The sequence below is a fragment of the Paeniglutamicibacter selenitireducens genome (assembly GCF_051550675.1).
Classification (GTDB): Bacteria; Actinomycetota; Actinomycetes; order Actinomycetales; family Micrococcaceae; genus Paeniglutamicibacter.
In genome coordinates, this window is record NZ_JBPULF010000002.1 from 346,588 (window position 1) to 362,831 (window position 16,244).

A 16,244-nucleotide genomic window follows, 5' to 3' on the forward strand; every position below is an offset into this window, starting at 1 on the left:
GAAATATGCCCCAATTGGAATGCATTCCGCATGGGGCATATAGCGGGTTTATTAGTTCAAGCCTATCGGTGAAAGGTCGTTGATTACGACTTATTCGCCCTAGGAAAGCGAAGAACCTTTTGGATAGTTCCGACAAAGATCCACGAAGCGGGTGTTTGCTTCGACCTCGCCGATACTCACCCGCACGCCTTCACCGGCGAATCCACGCACCGAAAGTGCCTGCGCCTGCGCAAGCTCGACGAACTCGGCGGTGTCGGCCCCCAACGGGAGCCAAACGAAGTTGCCCTCCGCCTGTGGAATCTCCCATCCCAGGTCCTTGAGCGCGGCAACGACGCGCGTCCGTTCGTCGACGATCTTTTGTACCCTTTCGACAACCTGCCCATAGTTGGCCAACGAGGCCACCGCCGCGTCCTCGGCCAGCGAGGACACCGCGAACATGGTTGCACCGACACGCAGGAAGTTGGTGACCTCCGGGTGCGACACCGAGTAGCCGACCCGAAGGTTGGCCAACCCGTGCGCCTTGGAGAAGGTCCGCAGCACCACGACGTTTTGGTTCTCCCGGTAGGTCTTGATGCCGTCCACGGCGTTCTCGTCACGCACGAATTCCTGGTAGGCCTCGTCGATCACGATCAGCACGTTCGACGGAACCCTGGCAATGAAGGCGTCCACCTCGTCCTGGGTGAGGATCGGGCCTGTCGGGTTGTTCGGGGTGCAGAGCAGGATGACCGAGGTGCGTTCGTTGACTGCTTCCGCCATGGCGTCAAGGTCGTGGCGTCCGTCCGCCAGCAGCGGCACCTCAACAGGCAGGGCGCCGGCGGTCTGGACCACGATCGGGTAGGCCTCGAAGGAGCGCCAGGCATACACCACTTCATCCTGGACCCCGTCGATGTCCTCGCCGGCGAAGGTGGCAAGGATCTGTGTCAAGGCACCGAGCGAACCTGCGCCGGTGACGATGTCGTCGGCCGGGACGTCAAGGAACTCCCCCAACGCGTTGCGCAGCTTGGTCGAGAGCGGGTCCGGGTAGCGGTTGATCGACACCTGTTCGCGGATTGCATCAAGCACCGCGGGGATCGGGGGCAACGGGTTCTCGTTGGAGGAGAGCTTGAAGGCCTCCAGCCCCGGGACTGCGGTCGGCGGCTTCCCGGCTGCGTATTTCGGCATCCGCCCAATGATGGTTCGGGGCTGGACCGGATCGTGGGGCACAGGGTTTTGCGTGGTCATGGTCACAGCCTATCGAATGGGGCAGCCGGGAAGCCGACGGCAAGTGCGCGTGTACAACGACTACTCACATAAAGGTGTGGAATTATGGGGCCATGACTGCGATTCTCCTCCGTGTGGTTATCAATGCCCTTGGTTTGGCCGCTGCCGCGTGGATTGTCCCCGGCATCGAGGTCACCCCGGCACCCACCCATGACAAGACCCTCGGCATCGTTCTGGCCTACCTCACCATTGGCTTGATCTTCGGCTTGGTCAACGCGCTGATCCGGCCGATCGTGCAGATCCTTTCGCTGCCCATCACCTGCCTGACGCTGGGGCTTTTTGCAATCGTGATCAACGCCGGCATGCTCATGCTGACCTCGTGGATCACCACCTACATGCCGTTCGGGCTGGAGGTGCACGAGTTCTTCTGGGACGCGATCATCGCCTCGCTGATCATTTCGCTGGTCTCCGCGTTGATCGGATGGGTCACCCCCAGCCGGAAGTAACGGATGGGGCGCCCTTGAGCTGTTCCTTCAAGGGCCTCCCCCTGCCCGCGGGCGTCCGGGCCGTTCCGCTGTCGGAAGGCACCAACCGCCGCAACTGGTAGGAGCGCACGGTCAGCGTCCCGCTGCCGGTCAGCAAGGCCGCCAGCCGTCCCGTCGATTCGGCAACGCCTGGATCCGGGGTGCCCTTGAGTTCGCGGATGTTTTCGCGGTAGTTGGCCAGCTTGTGGGCCTGCCCGAACCCGGAGTTCGACAGCTCCGTGGACGGCGGTGGCCCGTCGAAGTACACGGTCACCCGGTTGCGACCGGCAGGGTTCGGCGCACCATCGGTCCCCGGCACCATGTCCCTGCGGTCTTCCAGATGAAGCGCCCTCGTCGTTTTCGGCAGCGCCGCCAACCCAACAGGCGATCCCGCCGTCAAGACGTAGGACACGTCGAACGCTTCAGTGAACCTGGTATCCCCGGCCAGGTTTGCCGCGTGGATCCCTCCCTGGCTGTATCCGCTGAGTACCACTTTGTCGCCGGGCTTGGCCCCGGCCTGCTCCAGCGCCTCGCCGACCGCCACCGAGACATGCTGCGACCCGAACCCCATCGCCTCGACGATGCCGGCCGTGTCCCAGGGGTTCATCCCCGTTGCACCCTGTTGGATCCCTGCACGGCCCTTCACCGATTCGATGCCCTCGCGCAGCGGATCCGACTGGGTCCCGGGAACCGTGACTATGTGTACCGGAGTCCCGCCGCCCTGAACGGTGCTGACAAGGATGCTGCCCGGGGGCTCCCGTTCGGCGATGGACTGCAGGTCCAGCATGGTTTCCAGGGCTCCCCGCGTTTCCACGGTGCGGGTCCCGTTCAGCGCCGCAACCTCGACGGGACCGGTAGGCGCCAGCCCCAGCCCGGCTAGCCCCGGCCCCAGGAGCGGATACAGCCGCTGCGCCACAGTGGTGTCAAAGAGGCCGCCATGATCCTTGTCCCGCAGCAAGGCAAGACTGCCGGCCGGCCCGGGCAGCAAGGAACCGAGCAGGGCAGGAGCCTGGTTGATGAGGTCCTCCATGGTGTCGGTACGCGGGCGGCCCTTGTTCGTGGCCAGGTCCCACATCAGGATCAATGGCAGGAGCGTGCCCCTCGCTTCGTTGACCTGCCTGGTCGCCTGCGATTCAGCGTATTCATAGGTCGCGCGCGCGGCACCGACCTTGAGCGCCAGGACGCCGGCCTCCGCGGCCCGGGCCGAGCAGAGGGCGGCCAGCTCCAGCACGCCGTTGGCTGCGGCGAGCGTTCGCTGTCGCACCAGGACGGCCCCCAGGAGCAGCATGGCCGCGGGCGGTTGCGGCGAGAGCGCCAGCTTCGCGGCCCCCTCGAGCAAGTCCGTCCCGGCACCGGCCAGCATGGAAGAGCTCCGTTCCAGTTCCTCGAGGGAGAATTCCGTCCCCGCCACTCCCCCTCGGCTTTCATGGCCCACCCCGCTCACCGGCCCCCGCCGGTCAGTCCGGGCCCGCCCAGCAACCCCGCTGGCAGTCCGCCCGGGATCGAGACGGGTCCCAGGGTTGTCAGGCCGGAAAGCATGGAGGCATCCAGCGCGGCGAGATCGGCGCGGGCCGCCCAGATTTCCCCGCGCGCAGTTTCCAGCCGCGCATCAAGGTCCGCGACCTTGGACGCCAGCTCCGCCGCACGGTCCCTGAAGGCCCTTCCGGCCGGGGACTCCCATTGCAAGTTGAGCACCTCGGCCAGCTGCTCCCTCGCCCGGTACACCACCGCCTGGGTCGCCACCACGCGCATGAGCATCTCGTCGGCAATCGCCTCCAACATCCCCGGATCACGCTCCCTTCGGCCTACGGCGCATGCCTTGTTACGCCACCATTGCGTGCAACGGTAGAAGCACGAAAACCGTATGAAGCGCGATGGGTCCCGGATTGTGGATATCGATGCGGTGCGGCGGCCCGACGGCTGGCGTGTGCGGCGTCACTCCCCCGGACGCTGTGAGGCAAAACATGAAAGAATGGGCATCATGGCTGATTCCGCGCGCATTTCACTTGCATCCGAACCCCTCGCCCTTGGTGCCCTGGACGGTCGTTACCGTGCAGCCGTTGCACCGCTGGTCGACCACCTCTCCGAAGCGGCACTGAACCGCGACCGCGTTCACGTGGAGGTCGAGTGGCTGATCCACCTGACCGACAACTCGGTGCTCCCGGGCACCGCACCGCTGAGCGAGGAACAGCGTGCAGCGTTGCGCGCCATCGTCACCGGCTTCAACGCCGACTCGGTCAACGAGCTGGCAGAGATCGAAGCCGTCACCGTGCACGACGTCAAGGCCGTCGAATACTACATCGGCCGCCGCCTCGAGGCCATCGGCATCGCCGACCTGACCGCGCTGGTGCACTTCGGCTGCACCTCCGAGGACATCAACAACCTCTCCTACGCCCTGGGCGTGAAGGATGCCGTCGTGAACGTGTGGCTGCCCGCCGCACGCGCACTTGTCGCACAGATCACCGCCATGGCCGAGGAATCCCGCGACGTGCCGATGCTCTCGCGCACCCACGGCCAGCCGGCAACCCCCACCACCCTGGGCAAGGAACTTGCAGTTCTGGCCTGGCGCCTGACCCGCCAACTGGACCGCATCGAGAAGACCGAGTTCCTGGGCAAGATCAACGGCGCCACCGGCACCTACGCCGCCCACTACGCCTCGGTCCCGGCCGCCGACTGGCAGGAAGTCTCGCGCACGTTCGTCGAAGGCCTCGGCCTGACCTGGAACCCGCTGACCACCCAGATCGAGTCGCACGACTGGCAGGCGGAGCTGTATGCGGACATCGCCCGCTTCAACCGCATTCTGCACAACCTGTGCACCGACGTGTGGAGCTACATCTCCATCGGCTACTTCGCGCAGATCCCCGTCGCAGGTGCCACCGGATCCTCGACCATGCCGCACAAGGTCAACCCGATCCGCTTCGAGAACGCCGAGGCGAACTTGGAGATCTCCAACGGCCTGCTCGACACCCTGGGCGCGACCCTGGTGACCAGCCGCTGGCAGCGCGACCTCACGGACTCCTCCTCGCAGCGCAACATCGGCACCGCCTTCGGCCACTCGCTGCTGGCGATCTCCAACGTCGCCAAGGGCCTTGACCGCCTTGACGTTGCCGAGGCCGTACTTGCCGACGACCTCGACCACAACTGGGAGGTGCTCGGCGAGGCCATCCAGATGGTCATGCGCGCCGAGGCCATCGCCGGCGTCGCCGGCATGGAGAACCCGTACGAGCGCCTGAAGGACCTGACCCGCGGCCAGCGCGTTGACTCCGCCCGCATGCAGGAGTTCGTCTCCGAGCTGGGTCTGTCCGCAGAAGCCGAGGCACGCCTGCTGGCGCTGACCCCGGGCACCTACAACGGCATCGCCTCGCAGCTGGTCGACCACCTGAAGAAGTAGCCGTCCGGCGGATTGCTCCGTCTCCTGTAGCAAAAACGGATCGCCCCGACCATCTGGTCGGGGCGATCCGTTTTTGCCGTTCGACCTCTACATCCGTAGTATTTCGCAGGTTTCGACGGCAGCCCTCATTCTGTCCGACGCCGCTGGTACGCTCATGATTCGTACGTCACATTTAGTTGTATCAATTTCTTGGGGGAAACATTGAAAGCAATAACACGGCGGGCCACAACCCTGGCGGTGGCCGCAATTTTGATGACCGCTCCGGCGCTCACACCGGCCACGGCGGCGTCCTCGGTGCCTGTCCCTGGAGCTGTCTCCATCGCCGCCGCAGTGTCAAAGGCCAAGATCACGACGCAGCCCAAGTCTGCCACGGTGGCCAGTGGCAAGACCCACACGTTCAGCGTCAAGGCCAGCGGAAGCAAACTCAAGTACCAGTGGTACGCAAAGAAGCCGAAGTCCAGCAAGTGGGTCAAGGCCTCCGGGGATTCCGCCAAGACAAAGTCGCTGAAGGTCAAAGCAAGCACAAAACTCAACGGGATGCAGTACCGCGTGGTGGCCTCAAATTCCCGGGCCAAGTCGACGTCGAAGTCAGCCAAGCTGACGGTTGTCACCAAGCCGAAGATCGCCACCCAGCCCAAGGGGCACACCGTCGTGGCGAAGTCGAAGGTCACCCTTTCTTCAAAGGCAAGCGGAGGCTCGATCTCCTACCAGTGGCAAAGCAAAAAGGGTTCGACCTGGTCGAACATCTCGAAGGCCACGAAGTCGACCCACACTTTCACTGCTTCGTCCGGAGCGTCAACCACTGATTTCCGTGTTGTCGCGAGCAACAAGGCTGGCAAAGCAATGTCCACTACTGCGCGGCTCGTAGTCATCGCCAAGCCGAAAGTGACAATTCCCGGTTCGGTCATAGCAAATGCAGGCCGCTCGGTGACATTCAAGGGAACTGCAACGGGTGGCTCCCTGAGCTACCAATGGGAACGTTGGGTAGAGGGAACCACCAGCGGCTACTGGGCCAAGATTCCCGGCGCGACGCAAGTGAACTATACGTTCACGGCGCGCTCGAAGAACGAGATGGAATCGTACCGGTTGGTTGCAAGCAACAAGGCCGGCAAGACGGCTTCCAACGACTCAACCCTTTACGTTGATTCAACGCGGCAGGATCCCATGGCGCTCGACCAGCTATTCACTTTGTCGACGTGGTTGTTGCTGCTTGATTCCCCCCACCAGCAGGTCAGCGATACCGAGGCCGGCATGGTCGACCTTTACGCAGACATGACAGTTGGCAACATCTCCAACGAGGTGCTCGTGCCGGGGGCATGGCTCACCGTCGACTACATCGGAAACGACGGATTCACGTACAACGGCGATGAGTACTACGTCGAGGATTCCTACCTGAACATCGGCGCCCTCGATCCGACTACGAACGACTTCACCGACGCCATCGGCTACGGCGTCGTGTTCTCGGATGTTCCCGCGGATGCCGTCCCGGGCGGCGTGTGGCGCATCACTGATTCGGAATTCGGCGAAGTCCAGTACGTCAGGGGTTTCTAGCCCGGTCAATGGCCCCTGGGTATCAGACCGGCGCCGTGTCCGGTACCGGCCTGATACCCAGGGGGTTCTTCACTTCAGCACCCGGCGGGGCGACCCAACGGATCGGCCAGCGACTCGACCGCGGCCGAGACCTTGAAGACCGTCGCCTCGTCGAAGGGGTGCCCGACGACCTGGACGCTGGTGGGGACACCCACGCTGGAGAGCCCCGTCGGGAGCGCCATCACCGGGCACCGGTTGGCGACGTTGAACGGCATCGTCATGTGCGCTGCCATGTAGTTCGCGAAGTGGCGCCCCTCCAGGTCGATGCCGTCCGCGAAGTTGCCCTCGGCCGGGAGCATCTCCGCGGCCTGCGTCGAGGTCAGCAACACGTCGAACCCTTCCATCAGGCGTGCCAACTCCTGCTGCATGGCCTGGTCCTTGGCCAGCGAATCCACCAGGGTTCCGCGCCCCGCCGCCTCCGCCGCCTGGGCCACGAACACCTGTGCGTACTCCGAGAGCTGGCCCCGATCCCCCTCGACCTGCCCCAGCAGTGCCTTGCCCATGATTGAACCAAAGTGGGAGAAGATCGTGTCGAGCACTTGGTCGACGTTCCAGCGGGGTTCGACGACTTCCACGATTGCGCCGGCCGCGATCAGGCGCGAGACCAACAATTCCGTGTTCGCCGTGATGCTTGCCGCCACCGGGAACCCGCCAAGCGTGGGGCTGTAGGCGATGCGCACCCCGCGCAGGGAGTCCGGGGTTCCCGCCACAACATGCTGCAGGTAGTCGCTTCCGTGTTCGCCCCACGAGGTGTGGTCCGATCCGTGGCGCCCTGCCATGACCGATTGCAGGAGTGCGACGTCGGCGACGCTGCGGCCCATGGGCCCGTCACTGCGGTACCAGTCGGCGCTCAGCGGCGCGGCGCCGGGTACCCGCCCGTAGGGTGCCTTGTAGCCGACGACTCCGTTGAACCCGGCGGGGATGCGGGTGGACCCGCCGATGTCGCTGGCGGTGGCCAGCGTGCTCATGCCGGCAGCCAATGCGGCACCGGCACCGCCCGAGGAACCGCCCGGGCCCGCATCGAGGTTCCACGGATTGCGGGTCACTCCCCACTGCTTCGAGTGGGTGACCGAGGCGCAGGAGAATTCCGGGGTGGTGGTCCGGGCATGCAGCAGCACGCCTGCATCCAGCACGCGCTGGATGATCGGCTGGTTGGCCTCCGGAACCACCGCGCGGGATGCCCCGAGCCCCTGGGTCACGGGCAGGCCGGCGATCGCGTGCTTCTCCTTGCTCACCAGCGGGACACCCAGCAGCGGCGGCAGGTCCCCGCCGCGGGCGTAGGCCTCGTCCGCGGCCAGGGCCGCGGCGAGGGCCGATTCGCGCATCTGGCCGCTGAGCGCATTGACCCCCAGCGCGTCGACGGGGTTGGTGTCGTCGATCTGCGCGAAATGCCCGCAGAGCACCTCGGAGGGCTTGAACTCGCGACGCCGGTACCCTTCCAGCAGTTCTCCGGCCGTGGCGAAGCACAGCGAGGTCTCGGTGCGTGGGTGGTTCATGGTGGTGGGTCCTTTCGGGAGGTAACGGGATCAGGAAGCTGCGGCGAGGTGCGGGCGGCGCGCGGTGCACAGGAGTTCGGCGCGTGCCGCCTCCAGGTGCTCCTCCCGGAGGGCTCCCGCGGCGATGAGCACCAGCCGGGCGCCGGCGGGTTCCGGGGCACCTGGCGCTCGTTCGCGCACCTCGACCCGGCCCGCGGCCAACTGCACCTCCTGCCAGCGGGCCCCGGCATCCTGCACGATGCCCTTGGCGCGGACCAGCTGGTCCGCGTGGCCTTCCAACACCCGGGCCAACGCGCCCACCGGGAGCGGTCCGTCGAAGTCGACAGTGCAGGTGGCATGGGCCTCGGTGTGGGAAACCATGCGCGGGTCAGCGAGATTGCCGGCTGGTGCCGGTGTCCCCGCCGCGCAGGCCCACGGGGACGCCGGCGCCCCGGCGGCAAAGACCCTGGCCGCGGTGGCGGCGGGATCCAGCGGGTCCTGCTCGATGACCAGGGCCTGCGGGGCCGCGGCCCAGCAGGCTTCCAGCGCGCCGGCGGTCTCCGCGGGTGAGGCCAGGTCCGTCTTTGTCAGAACCACGATGCCGGCCGACTCGAGTTGCCGGCGCACCGTGTCCGCGACGTATTCGTCGCGCAGGCGCCGCACGATCGCCGTCGCGTCGGCGCACACCACCACGGGACCCGGGGTGAAGCCGGGGTAGCTGCGCCAGGCGGCGAGCTCGCCGGGGTCGCCCACGCCGCTGACCTCGCAGATGACGTGTTCCAGGTCCTCCCGCTCGGCGAGCGCGGCCATGGTGCGCGAGACGTCGTCGCCCAGCTGGCAGCAGATGCACCCGTTGCTCAGCTCGATGGTGTCCCCGTCCGCCGCCGCCACCAGGTCCGCGTCGATGTTGACGCTGCCGAAGTCGTTGACCACCACGGCGGTGCGCCCGGGCAGCGCGCCGGCGAGCAACCGGTTGACCATCGTCGACTTCCCGGACCCCAGGTAGCCGCCGATGATCGACAGGCGCGCGTTCACCGTGCGCTCGCCGCGACGGGGGCCGCAACGCGGCTGGCGTGGTGCACCCCGCCGACCACCGTGCCCAGGACGTGGATATCCCCGATGCTGTGCTCCGGGACCTCCAGCGGGTCCTCGGCCAGAACGGCGAGGTCGGCGAACTTCCCCGCCTCGAGCGACCCGACCTCGTGGTCCATCTTCAGCATGTAGGCGGCCCCGATCGTGACGGCCTCCAGCGCCTGCTGCACGCCGATCCGCTCGTGCTCGCCCATGACCCGGCCCGACATCGTCAACCGGGTGACGGCGTGCTTGACGGTCCGCAGCGCACCGAGCGGTGTCACGGGGGTATCCGAATGCAGCGAGATCGGCACCCGGTGGCGCAGCGCCGTGGCCGCGGCGTTCATCCGCGAGGCCCGGTCGGGGCCCACGGTGAGGTCCATGTGCTGGTCGCCCCAACCCCAGATGTGGTTGGCGAAGACGTTCGCGCACACGCCCAGCGCTGCCATGCGGCGGTATTGGGCGGCGGTGCTCAGCTGCGAGTGCGTGACGGTGTGCCGGTGGTCGGGCCGCGGGTGCTTGGCCAGGATGGATTCGAGCGTGTCGAGGAAGAGCTGGGTGGCCTGGTCGCCGTTGCAGTGGACGTGGACCAGCAGCCCGGCCTTGTGGAAGGTCTCGAACGCGGCATGTACCTCCTCCGGGCTGGCCGCCCAGATGCCGTTCGGTTCTCCCCCGTAGTAGCCGGGTTCCAGCAGCCGGGCGGTGAAGCCCTGGACCGTGCCGTCGAGCATGAGCTTCACGTTGCCGAAACGGAGCTTGTCCTCCGGGCATCCGCGCAGTTCCACCAGGCGCCGGGCGGCCTCCTCCAGCGAGACCGGCACCTTGCCCACGCCGAGCCCGAAGTGGAACACGTTGAGCCGGGCCGGGAAGTCCCCCGCCACGGCCTCCCTGTAGATCCCGATGCCGGCGTCGTCCATCACGAACGAGGAGCCCAGGTCCGTGAGGGTGGTGGAGCCGTTGTTCACCCCGTCCCAGGCGTAGGCGCGGATGGAGTCGACGTTGATGTTCATCAGCCCGCGGCCCTCCACCAGCCGGGAGACCAGCGCCATGGCGGCGAACTCCTGCAGCTCGCCGGTGGGAACGCCGTCGGCGTCCTTGACGACGCCCACCACCGCCGTCGAGGCGTCGATGCCGAAGAGCTCCATCGCCGCGGTGTTCACCGAGACCGAGTGGCCGCTGGTGTGCGTGATGTGGATGGGGCGTTTGCCCGGCACCCTGTCCAGTTCCCGGGCGGAGAGCCGTTGTCCGGGGAAGAAGATCGGGTCGAGCCCCCACGCAACCAGCGGCGTGTCCGGGTCCTCCAGTTCCGCGTCGGCCTCCGCGAGCCGGGCCACCACGTCCTCGAGGCTGCGGCAGCCCGGCCAGCGGCGGCCGCGGGGGTCGGTGCGGTCCACCAGCCCCACGTAGGTCCCGTTCCACATGTTCCCGGTTCCCGCGTGCCCGTGGGCCTCGACGAATCCGGGAAGCAGGACAGCGTCGGCGTAGCGTTCGTCGACCACGGCCCCGGGGTAGGACACCAGTTCGTCCACGGTACCCACGGCACGGATCCTGTCCCCGCGCACGGCGATGGCCTGTGCAACGGGCCGGGCCGGGTCCATGGTCCGGATCATGCGGGCGGGGTAGACAATTGTCGCTTCCATCAAGGGTCACGTGCCTTTCACGGGGTGGGGGTTGCGGCGTGTGCGGAGCCGCCGGGTCGGACGGAGGGTGTGGCGCGGCTACCGGCTGCCCGCCGGCACTGGATCGGCGGTGGACCGGTCCTTGAGCAGCGGGTGCGTTTCCGGCACACCGCCGAAGCGGACCACCAGGAAGACGATGACCGCGTAGATGCCCAGGTACACGCCCGGGGAGATCACGGATCCGGTGGTTTCCACCAGCCAGGTGCCGACCAGCGGGGCGGTTCCGCCGAGCAGAGCGTAGCCGACGTTGTAGCTCACGGCCGCGGAGGTGAAGCGGGTCTTGGTCTGGAAGATCTCCACGAAGATCGTGGCGCTGCCCGCGCTGTAGACCAGCAGCGGCACGATGTAGACCAGCTGGCCAAGCAGCGCGATCCAGACGTTCCCGCTGGTGATCATGAGGAACGCGGGAATCACCAGGATGGCCACGCCGGCGGAGCCCGCCAGCAGCATCGGCCGGCGTCCCACCTTGTCGCTGAGCAACCCGGAGAACGGGGTCGAGACCGCCATGATCGCCATGATCACCGCGTTCAGCCCCAACGACTGCGCACGGCTCAGTCCGCCGGCCGTCTGCAGGAAGGAGACGAAGTAGCCCGCCAGGTAGTAGAAGGACAGCGCCGTCAGGCCGCATACCAGTGCCACCTGTGCCATGCGCACGCCGTTTGTCTTGAAGGCTTCGCGGATGGGGCTGTATTCCTTGGTCTCGGCGGCCTTCAGGACTTTCTGGAACTCCGGCGATTCCTCGGTGCGGCTGCGGATCCAGAAGCCGAACACGGACAGCGGCAGCGCCAGCAGGAACGGGATACGCCAGGCCCACTCTTCGTAGCCGTCCGGGCCGAACACCATGTTCAGGCCCAGGATCAACCCGCCGGCGAAGACGCCGGGAAGCGCCGTAGCGGCGATGGTGATGCACAGCCAGAGGCCGCGCCGTTCCAGCGGTGCGTGCTCCAGCACGAAGGCCGGCGCTCCTACGGATTCCCCGCCGGCCGAGAAGCCCTGGACGAGCCGGAAGAACACCAACAGGATCGGCGCGGCGAGACCTATCGCGGCATAGGACGGCATGAGTCCGATGCCGACCGTCGCCAGGCCGATGCCCATCAGGGTGATGAACAGTACCGGCCGGCGGCCGATGCGGTCACCCAGCGCGCCGAAGAACAGGCCGCCGAGCGGGCGGATCAGGAAGGCCACGCCGAAGGTCGCGAAGGTTGCCAGCATGGCGGTGAACGTCGAGCCGGCGGGGAAGAAGTGCGTCGCCAGGATCAGGGCGCTGAGCCCGTACAGGCTGAAATCGTAAAACTCGATGAACTGGCCGACGGCGCCGCCCGCCAGGACCCGCTTCTGCATCGATCCGGGCCGCCCGGTCCGGGTGCCTGCCTGCGGTGAGGGTGATTGACCCACTAAAGCCTCCAAGGAATCTCGGTCTATCGCTGTGATGACACTCACAGTGTGCGCCGATCCCAAAAAGGGTGTCCAATCAATGCTTTTTCGCGCTAGCATTGCCAAAATCAATACTAAGGAGAGTCCGCCGGTGCTCGATGAGGCAACCATCGTCCAGCTTGAGTATTTCCGCAGCGTGGTCCGGCTGGGAAGCCTGACCCGTGCCGCCGAGTCGCTGAGCGTCACCCAGCCGACACTGTCCACGGCCATCGCCCGCCTGGAACGGCAGTACCGCGTCCAGCTGCTTGCGCGCATCCCCCGCAAGGGGGTCGAGCCGACACTGGCCGGAAGCCGGCTGCTGGAGACGGTCGAACCCTTGCTCGACACCGTGGGGCGCCTGGGCTCCATCGCACGCGGCACCGACGACCCCTTGCGGGGCGAGCTGAGCGTGGGTGTCTACTCCCCCCTGGCCCCGTTCTACTCGCCAACGATCGTGCTGGAGGCGGCGAGACTCATGCCCGGGGTCACCCTCACGATGTCCGAGGGCGACCTGGACGAGCTGCCCGAGGCACTGCGCCGCCGGCAGCTCGACGTGGCCTTGATGTACGCGGACGAACTGACCCCCGAATTCGGCATCGTCCGGCTGCTCCCCATTTCGCCCCACGTCGTTGTCGCGGAGGGGCACCGGCTGGTCCGGGAGGGACGCACCTCGGTGTCGCTGCATGAATTGGTTGACGAACCGGCAGTGTTCCTCTCGATCCCGCAGTCATTCAACCGCTACATGAGCTACTTCCGCGCGCTTGGCATCGAGCCGAACATCAAGCACACCTCGCCCAGCTACGAGGTCATCCGGTCGTACGTCGCCTCGGGATTGGGGTATTCCCTGCTGCACCACCAGCACCTGACGCAGGAAACGCATTGCGGCCGCCGGCTGGTCCCGCTGCGCATCGAGGAAGACGTGACCCCGTCGCTGCTCTCAGCCGTCACGTCCACCGCCGGCCGGCAGCTGCCCCGCACGGAACACATGCTCAAGGTGCTCGCCGGGGTGGTGGACCAGTTCGCCGCGCGCGCCCCTCGCTAGCGCCCTTCGCGCCGCGTGGGACAGCCGGCCCCGGCCGCCTGGCCATCCGGCGGCCCGGCCGGGCTCCTAGACGGTGGCGTCGGCGGTGCTGCGCAGCCGCTCGGCAAGCGCGCCGGCCGCGGCGCGGATCTCGGTTTCGCGGGACGCGATGACCGGCGCCGCATCCACCAGGCGCCAGTCCGGGCCGTAGGAGTCGCGCGGCAGGGTGAGTTCAACGTTGCCATCCACCAGGTCGAGCCCGACGAACTCGAGCACCGAGCGCAGCTGTGCCCCCGACTGGGAGCCCCCATGGCCGCCGTAACTGACAATCAGCGCGGGCTTGGCGGACCACTCGTGGTGCAAGTAGTCGATGGCGTTCTTCAGCGCCGCCGGGTAGCCGCCGTTGTACTGCGGGGTCAGGAAGACCACGCCGTCGCTGTCCTTGACCATCTCGCTCCAGGCGATGGTGTGGGCGTTTTGGTAGTTGCCCATGGCTGGCATCAACGGCTCGTCGAGCATCGGCAGGGCCAGCTCGGCCAGGTCGATGATTTCGACGCGTGCTCCCGTGGCCTCGGCGAGCAGCGGAGTGAGTGCCGCGGCGAGCTGGTCGCCGACGCGCACGGGACGCACGCTGCCGATGACGATCTTGATGAGCGGGCGGTCGGTGGGGAATGACATGCGGGGTGGTTCCTTTCGGCGGATTGGAGTACTGAGTGCGGGTTGCTGCCCGTGTTAGCGGACGACGATCCAACCGATTGCGACAACCAGCGCGACAATGCCGAGTACGAGGCTCGGAACGAGGGGTTCCTTGCGGCGCACGTGCAGGGCCGTCGCAACGACCATCGTGACCAGCAGGCCGAGTGCCGCAACCGGGGTGAGCCACGGGGCGATGCCCGTGGCGGCCGGCAGGATCAGCCCGATGGCGCCGAGCAGTTCGACGATGCCGATCCCCTTCAACTGTGCGGGGGTCACGTCTTCAACCCACGCCATCTTCTCGCGCACCTGGCCGTACGGCGTGACGGCCTTCATGGTCCCCGCCATGGCGAAGAGTGCTGCAAAGATACCTGTTATTACCCAAAGTGCGATGTACATCGGGGCTCCTATCCCATTAGTTACTGATAGTGCATAACGCACCAACTGTTAGGATATTCCCCAAGCGACAGCCGCACTTTTACGTTCGTTACGCACCTTCAGGTGCCTATTGGGAGGGAAGATACATGGACACCGATCCGCAGCATGCTCCGGCGCAGGGATTCGTCCACGTGGCAGGCGCCACCGAGGGCGCCGAGATGTGCAGCACCGACAACCGGGCCAGCCGCGTGATCCGCGAGGTGCTCTCCCGCGTCGGCGACAAGTGGAGCCTGCTGGTGATCGGGCTCCTGCACGACGGCCCGCGCCGCTTCACGGAAATCCAGCGCAGCGTCGACGGGATCTCCCACCGGATGCTCACGCAGACCCTGCGCAGCCTAGAGCGCGACGGTCTCGTCACCCGGAAGAGCTACCCGGAGATCCCGCCCCGCGTCGAGTACGCCACGACGGCGCTCGGCCGCTCCCTGAGCGAACCGGTGATTGGCCTGGTGGGCTGGGCTGCAACCAACCACCGCGCGATCCTCGATGCACGCTCGGAGTACGACGGGCCCGAGCTCTAAACCGAAGCCCGGATGCGGGCAGCGGCAGCCAACATCCGGTGTTCCTGGGACAAACAAGGCCGGCCGCACCCCCTGCTCGGGAAGCGGCCGGCCCCGCGTCAGCCAGTGGTTAGCCCTGCTTGATTTCCTGGGTGATCCAGAACGGCGCACCTGTTGCGTCGCTGAGCGCCGCATTGCGCCCGAACGGGGTGTCCTCGGCCGGCTGGATGACGGTGCCACCGCGGGCCAGGGTCTTTTCAATGGTTTCATCCGCGCTGTCGACAGCGAAGTAGACATGCCAGTTGGCCGGCGCCTCGGCCGGGAGGAACGAACTGGCATCCATGATTCCGGCCTTGGCCTCCTCGTTGGCGCCCAGGGTGGAATAGCGGAACTCGTCGGTGTCCCCCACGACGTTGATGTCCCAGCCAAAGACGTCCTGGTAGAACTTCACGGCGGACGGGAAGTCGCGGGTGAAAAGCTCGTGCCATGCCGGCGCCCCGGATTCGGCAACGAGCTGGTAGCCCGTGTGTCCTCCGAATTCCCAGAGGCCGACGCTGGCGCCTCCCGCATCGCCGATCATCGCCATCTTGCCCTGCTCGGGCACCTCCATCGGCGGCATGTAGACGGCGCCGCCGTTGGCAGCGGCCGCCGCCACCGTGGCATCGATATCATCCACGCGCAGGTAGGTCGACCAAACGTCCGGGTACCCGGACTCACCGTCGTTCTTCATGAGACCGGCGACGGGCTGGCCGTCCTTGAACGCCATGGTGTAGCCGCCGTACTTCTCCTGGTCCCCCACCTCGTAGGTCCACCCGAAGAGCTCCGAATAGAAATCCATCGAACGCTGGGGATCAGCGGTCATCAGGTCGATCCAGCATGGCGATCCGGCAGTGATGTCTGGCTTGGGCATGTGAATTCCGTTCCATGAGTGGGGGTCAGCTCCAGTGGCGAGTCTATGTCCGGGGCTGGCACGAGGCAATGAACTTTGGTGCACATTCCCGTGAACTTCTCGCCCCGGGAATCGGCGGGCCACCTGGTCACCGGACACACCATTTCCCTGACGATCCGACGACATTGCGACTTGGGCCCGAGCGTAACCGTCAGACCCGACAATTACCGGCACTGGCCGTCAGCGTGGCCTGGGTGGTGCTCGGAGCCGTCTACCTGGCGTTCCTGACCAAGGGTTTCACCCGGAAGCCGCCGGAGCTCGGCGTTCAGTAGCCCCGGCAGCGGACCTGCCGCTGCATGCCCG

At 66.6% G+C, this 16,244-nt stretch carries 15 protein-coding genes; 5 read left to right on the plus strand and 10 right to left on the minus strand.

The window, feature by feature from the left end; translation table 11 throughout:
* Positions 1-99 precede the first annotated feature (99 nt).
* Positions 100-1,221 carry a histidinol-phosphate transaminase gene (locus tag ACSYDW_RS05060; RefSeq protein ID WP_438337616.1) on the minus strand — a complete coding sequence of 374 codons (1,122 nt, stop codon included), beginning with the start codon at positions 1,219-1,221 and terminating at the stop codon, positions 100-102.
* Between the two features lie 92 nt (positions 1,222-1,313).
* Here ACSYDW_RS05060 and ACSYDW_RS05065 point away from each other — a divergent pair, with 92 nt between their 5' ends.
* A complete protein-coding gene (locus tag ACSYDW_RS05065; protein WP_438337617.1) occupies positions 1,314-1,706 on the plus strand; it encodes a phage holin family protein in 393 nt (130 codons plus the stop codon).
* Here ACSYDW_RS05065 and ACSYDW_RS05070 read toward each other — a convergent pair.
* Together ACSYDW_RS05070 and ACSYDW_RS05075 are read right to left on the minus strand one after the other, a co-directional pair.
* Positions 1,687-3,135: a hypothetical protein gene (locus ACSYDW_RS05070; protein WP_438337618.1), complete on the minus strand. Its 1,449-nt coding sequence runs from the start codon at positions 3,133-3,135 to the stop codon at positions 1,687-1,689. The two genes, ACSYDW_RS05065 and ACSYDW_RS05070, sit on opposite strands and share 20 nt — an antisense overlap.
* 29 nt (positions 3,136-3,164) lie before the next feature.
* The gene (locus ACSYDW_RS05075) at positions 3,165-3,506 is read right to left on the minus strand and encodes a hypothetical protein (protein ID WP_438337619.1); all 342 of its coding nucleotides are present in this window, start codon (positions 3,504-3,506) and stop codon (positions 3,165-3,167) included.
* Between the two features lie 199 nt (positions 3,507-3,705).
* Here ACSYDW_RS05075 and purB point away from each other — a divergent pair, with 199 nt between their 5' ends.
* Positions 3,706-5,115 (plus strand): adenylosuccinate lyase, encoded by a 1,410-nt coding sequence (gene purB / locus ACSYDW_RS05080; protein WP_438337620.1) that lies wholly within the window; start codon positions 3,706-3,708, stop codon positions 5,113-5,115.
* A 201-nt stretch (positions 5,116-5,316) separates the two neighbouring features.
* Positions 5,317-6,666: a DUF8696 domain-containing protein gene (locus ACSYDW_RS05085; RefSeq protein ID WP_438337621.1), complete on the plus strand. Its 1,350-nt coding sequence runs from the start codon at positions 5,317-5,319 to the stop codon at positions 6,664-6,666.
* Positions 6,667-6,740: 74 nt separating this feature from the next.
* Here ACSYDW_RS05085 and ACSYDW_RS05090 read toward each other — a convergent pair whose 3' ends face one another.
* The 4 genes from ACSYDW_RS05090 to ACSYDW_RS05105 all read right to left on the minus strand — a co-directional run bounded on the left by ACSYDW_RS05090 (position 6,741) and on the right by ACSYDW_RS05105 (position 12,325).
* On the minus strand, positions 6,741-8,201 hold the full coding sequence (locus ACSYDW_RS05090; RefSeq protein ID WP_438337622.1) for an amidase: 1,461 nt from the start codon (positions 8,199-8,201) through the stop codon (positions 6,741-6,743).
* A gap of 30 nt (positions 8,202-8,231) precedes the next feature.
* A complete protein-coding gene (locus ACSYDW_RS05095) occupies positions 8,232-9,215 on the minus strand; it encodes a CobW family GTP-binding protein (RefSeq protein WP_438337623.1) in 984 nt (327 codons plus the stop codon).
* Positions 9,212-10,891 carry an amidohydrolase gene (locus ACSYDW_RS05100; RefSeq protein WP_438337624.1) on the minus strand — a complete coding sequence of 560 codons (1,680 nt, stop codon included), beginning with the start codon at positions 10,889-10,891 and terminating at the stop codon, positions 9,212-9,214. Before ACSYDW_RS05100 ends, ACSYDW_RS05095 begins: the two co-directional genes overlap by 4 nt.
* A gap of 78 nt (positions 10,892-10,969) precedes the next feature.
* Complete coding sequence (locus ACSYDW_RS05105) at positions 10,970-12,325, minus strand: MFS transporter (protein ID WP_438337625.1); 1,356 nt, start codon at positions 12,323-12,325, stop codon at positions 10,970-10,972.
* Between the two features lie 130 nt (positions 12,326-12,455).
* Here ACSYDW_RS05105 and ACSYDW_RS05110 point away from each other — a divergent pair, with 130 nt between their 5' ends.
* The gene (locus ACSYDW_RS05110; RefSeq protein WP_438337626.1) at positions 12,456-13,385 is read left to right on the plus strand and encodes a LysR family transcriptional regulator; all 930 of its coding nucleotides are present in this window, start codon (positions 12,456-12,458) and stop codon (positions 13,383-13,385) included.
* Positions 13,386-13,451: 66 nt separating this feature from the next.
* On the opposite strand, the gene ACSYDW_RS05115 is transcribed toward ACSYDW_RS05110, so the two are convergent.
* A complete protein-coding gene (locus ACSYDW_RS05115) occupies positions 13,452-14,042 on the minus strand; it encodes an NADPH-dependent FMN reductase (RefSeq protein ID WP_438337627.1) in 591 nt (196 codons plus the stop codon).
* A gap of 54 nt (positions 14,043-14,096) precedes the next feature.
* The gene (locus ACSYDW_RS05120; protein WP_438337628.1) at positions 14,097-14,456 is read right to left on the minus strand and encodes a DoxX family protein; all 360 of its coding nucleotides are present in this window, start codon (positions 14,454-14,456) and stop codon (positions 14,097-14,099) included.
* Positions 14,457-14,581: 125 nt separating this feature from the next.
* Between ACSYDW_RS05120 and ACSYDW_RS05125 the strand changes: the two genes are divergently transcribed.
* Positions 14,582-15,013: a winged helix-turn-helix transcriptional regulator gene (locus ACSYDW_RS05125; protein WP_438337629.1), complete on the plus strand. Its 432-nt coding sequence runs from the start codon at positions 14,582-14,584 to the stop codon at positions 15,011-15,013.
* A gap of 109 nt (positions 15,014-15,122) precedes the next feature.
* Here ACSYDW_RS05125 and ACSYDW_RS05130 read toward each other — a convergent pair whose 3' ends face one another.
* Positions 15,123-15,902, minus strand: a complete 780-nt coding sequence (locus ACSYDW_RS05130) for a VOC family protein (protein WP_438337630.1) — start codon at positions 15,900-15,902, stop codon at positions 15,123-15,125.
* Positions 15,903-16,244 lie beyond the last annotated feature (342 nt).